Here is a 565-nt window from a genome sequence, read left to right as displayed (position 1 = left end):
GCTTGGCGGTGATGTTGTCCAACATGCCCTTCAACTCGATCGTGCCGTCGGCGGGGTGCGTGGTCACGGTGTTGGTGACGAACGGGCCCAGCACCGGGATGGCGTTCTGTACCGACTGCTTGATGCCGTCACTGGTCCAGCTGATGGTGGCGTCCAGGGCGCCGATGGTGCCCTTCGAGTTGCCGTTGTCCTTGAGGCGCACGTCGTTGATGTTGATCGAGAGCTTCATGCCCTTGGCGTCGCGGATGTTGTTGCCGGCCGTCTGCACCGAGATGTTGGTGTAGTGCTTCGTCGCCTGCTGCCAGAGCATCAGGGGCGTCACGCCGAAGGACGCGGTGGCCTGGTCCTTGACCTCACAGGCCACCGCCTCGGCGACCTTGCTGTCCGCGACGTGGCGCACGTAGAGCTCGGCCCCGATGAGCGCGGCGATGATCAGGGCGAACACGATGATGAAGATCAGCAGGACGGAGACCGGGTCGCGGCCGAAGCGGCGCTTCTTCTTCCCGGGCGTCGCGTCGTCGCCGGGCTGGGCGGCCAGCCGCTCGGTCGGACCGGCGGGCGGGGT

1 protein-coding gene is annotated in these 565 nt (G+C 66.5%); it reads right to left on the bottom strand.

Features of this window, described 5'->3' with window-relative positions; translation table 11 throughout:
- Positions 1-565: LmeA family phospholipid-binding protein (locus A5622_RS02110; protein ID WP_066876373.1), on the bottom strand; the 565-nt coding region annotated here is incomplete at both ends.

Source organism: Mycobacterium sp. 1245801.1, from assembly GCF_001673055.1.
Lineage (GTDB): Bacteria > Actinomycetota > Actinomycetes > Mycobacteriales > Mycobacteriaceae > Mycobacterium > Mycobacterium europaeum_A.
Note: the sequence above shows the minus strand (reverse complement) of the source record. Positions and strands in the feature narration are given on the sequence as shown.